The sequence below is a fragment of the Edaphosphingomonas fennica genome (genome assembly GCF_003034225.1).
In the GTDB taxonomy this organism is placed as follows: Bacteria; Pseudomonadota; Alphaproteobacteria; order Sphingomonadales; family Sphingomonadaceae; genus Sphingomonas_E; species Sphingomonas_E fennica.
The window spans coordinates 1-2,796 of sequence record NZ_PHHF01000045.1; the positions used below are offsets into that span (position 1 = coordinate 1).

Consider the following 2,796-nt stretch of genomic DNA (forward strand, 5'->3'; position numbering starts at 1 on the left):
ATGCCCTTGCCAAGGGGGCGTCCACATATGAATCACATTCCCGACGCCAAGGGAATCCTGTTTATGGGTCCCGACCCTAGATTGAAGCCATCTTCCAGATACTCCCGCAGCTTCTCATAGAAGCGGCGCTCTTCGTCGCTCATCAAGAACGACTCGGTATGGACCCAGCGGCGTGCGAAGAGCGGTTCTCCATCTGGCCTGCATGCATCGGCCTTGGTCCGGCGAAACATCACTGTGTTCAGACGATGTCGGTTCTCGACCATCTCTTCCGGGCTGTCGAAGAGCGTGGGATTGAGAAGCTGGATAAGCATCCAAAACTGGAAGTGATTGCCCTGATGCGGCGTGGCCGACAGTAGGATCAGATCGCGTGTGTGGCCCTTCAGTGCTTCGGCGAGCTTATAATTCTCCGTTTTCCTGACCTTGCCGCCGGTACGATATGCGGTCAGGTGATGTGCTTCATCGAACACCACCAAGTCCCAGCGCGGGGCGTCCTCACCATCGCGCAGCGCGAGCGCAACCGGCCGCTGACCCTCGGCCAGGCGCTCGACCACCTCTCCGATCCTCGCGCGGTCCTGCTCGTCAACGAGCGCTCGGGTCTCCGGACGTGCTGCGCCGGCTCTACATCGCGCGCGACGATGATCCGGCAGGAGACGGCGCGATGGCGGTATTGATCGACCGGGCGGAACAGGCCGGGATCGAGGCGATCGTGCTGTCGCCGGCGCTCGGGGACTTCAACGAGGATTTGCGGATGCTCGGCATCGATGCGCTGCGGGCAGGAATCCGCGTCCAGATCGCGCCGCAGGACGTCGCCCGCTTCATGGAGCTGGCAGCGTAGCCGGAATAGGATGCGGGGCGGCTCATCGCCGGATGCTCCCCCATCGCAAGAGGCCCGCGCCTCGGCCTTCGAGAGGGCGATCGGCCGTCAAACGGTCCGGCCAGGCAACCTTGGGGCCGACTATTTTCCGGCGGCCCTTCGGGCCTTTCCATCGCGAACCAAAATAGTCGGCCCCTTCGGCCCTCCGCTGCGCTTCGGCCCTGNACCAAAATAGTCGGCCCCTTCGGCCCTCCGCTGCGCTTCGGCCCTGCGCTGCCGCTCCGGGTGCCAGTCCGGCCCGCCCGACGGCTTCGTCGCCATGAAGGCCGCGACGGTCGCGGTCCAAATCCGACGGAGCATCCCATGAGCGAGCATGACGACCATGAACCGCAGCACACCTCTTCCCCGACCGACCACGCCCTGACCGAGCTTCAGCTCTATGGCTACCGCCCCTACGAGGACGAACCCGATCCGCGGCCACTGCCCGAAGGCAACGCCGTCGCCGGCGCCATCGCCGACATCTTCGACGCCCTGATCGCCACCCTTGGCGACACCCGCCTCGAACCCGACCTCGACGATCTCCTCTGGTCGACCGTCAACGTCTTCCACCGCGCCGCTGAGCGGATCGCGCGCGACCTCGACGACAACGAGCAGGCGCAGCGCCGATCCCAGCGGGAGCAGGATGGCACCGAAGTCAAATCGGTCGAGCTCGAGCGGCTCATCGCGGAAGGCAGGACGCTGGTCGAGCGACAGGATGCGTTCGAGCTGATGCGCGACCAGGCCGGCGAGCACTACGAGCGTCACGCCGGCAAGCCTTGGCTCCCGCGCAGCGGGTCGAAGGTCAACCACCGCAATCTCACCTCGGCGATGATCGACAGCCGCGACTTCCTAGCCGCCAGAAAGCGCGCCGAACAGGAAGTGCTCCTGCCGTCGGGTCCGAAGATCGCCTTCACCGGCGGACTCGAATTTAGCGATCACCGGCTGATCTGGGCGAAGCTCGACCAGGTCCACGCCAAGCATCCCGATATGGTGCTGATGCACGGCAAGTCGCCGAAGGGCGCCGAGAAGATCGCCTCCCGCTGGGCCGACCACCGGGGCGTGCCGCAGATCGGTTTCGCGCCCGACTGGACGAAGCACGGCCGCGCTGCACCCTTCAAGCGCAACGATCAGATGCTCGAAGTGCTGCCGATCGGTGTGATGGTCTTCCCCGGCACCGGCATTCAGGACAACCTCGCCGACAAGGCGAAGAAGCTCGGCATTCCTGTCTGGAGGTTCGGCGGCGCGTGAGCGCCGCCTCATCATTGAGTCAAACTTCCGATACGCCTTACTATATTCAATAGGTTGAGCTTCGGGGGAAACGGCGTGAATAAGAAAGTAAACAAAACAGTACTTGAAACCATTCTCGATTGGTCAGTCGATCGCCCACTTTGGCAAAGGGACGCCTTGCGCCGGATCGTGACCGGCGGAACGCCCGATGAAGCGGCGGTCGGCGAAATACTGGCCTTGTGCAAGAAGGAACACGGCGCTGATGGCGTCGAATTGGAGCCCGCGGCACTCGAAACCGCACACTTGCCGGCAACACCGATCGGCGGTGAATCGATAGCGCTTGTCAGCCTGGGCGATATTGCCGGTGTCAATCAGCTTGCCCCCGGCCAGACTTTGCAGTTCGAACCTGCCGGACTAACGATCGTCTACGGACCGAACGGCTCGGGCAAGTCTGGTTATGGACGCGTGCTCAAGCGGGCCTGCCGCGCGCGCAAAGCGGGTGAGATCATGCCCGATGTCTATAACGCGCCGCCAGTCGGCAAGGCCACGGGCACCTTCACGATCCTCAAGAACGCCACAGCTGAGCCAGCCGTCGCCTGGACTGACGACGGCAAGCCGGACCCGGTGCTGTCGGCGGTTAGGGCCGGGACTCATAACCACCATGTGATGGCGGCGGCGAGGTGGATGCTGCCGAGGAAGACATCGGCGCGGCGGTC

Annotated in this window: 3 protein-coding genes and 1 pseudogene; 3 read left to right on the forward strand and 1 reads right to left on the reverse strand. The window is 63.9% G+C overall.

Going from position 1 to position 2,796, the window contains the following annotated elements; all coding sequences use genetic code 11:
* Positions 1 to 32 precede the first annotated feature (32 nt).
* Positions 33 to 551 (reverse strand): SNF2-related protein, encoded by a 519-nt coding sequence (locus tag CV103_RS11075; protein ID WP_245896778.1) that lies wholly within the window; start codon positions 549 to 551, stop codon positions 33 to 35.
* Between the two features lie 53 nt (positions 552 to 604).
* On the opposite strand from CV103_RS11075, the gene CV103_RS22845 reads away from it, so the two are divergent.
* The 3 genes and pseudogenes from CV103_RS22845 to CV103_RS22665 form a co-directional block, all read left to right on the forward strand.
* Positions 605 to 835, forward strand: a complete 231-nt coding sequence (locus CV103_RS22845) for a toprim domain-containing protein (protein WP_425443859.1) — start codon at positions 605 to 607, stop codon at positions 833 to 835.
* A gap of 342 nt (positions 836 to 1,177) precedes the next feature.
* The gene (locus tag CV103_RS11090; RefSeq protein ID WP_107394964.1) at positions 1,178 to 2,101 is read left to right on the forward strand and encodes a DUF2493 domain-containing protein; all 924 of its coding nucleotides are present in this window, start codon (positions 1,178 to 1,180) and stop codon (positions 2,099 to 2,101) included.
* A gap of 75 nt (positions 2,102 to 2,176) precedes the next feature.
* Positions 2,177 to 2,796, forward strand: a pseudogene (locus CV103_RS22665) (hypothetical protein); the annotation flags it as partial.

Excerpts from the sequence above, each read along its gene's own strand:
- CV103_RS11090 (WP_107394964.1), top strand. The coding sequence starts at position 1,178 with ATGAGCGAGCATGACGACCATGAACCGCAGCACACCTCTTCCCCGACC.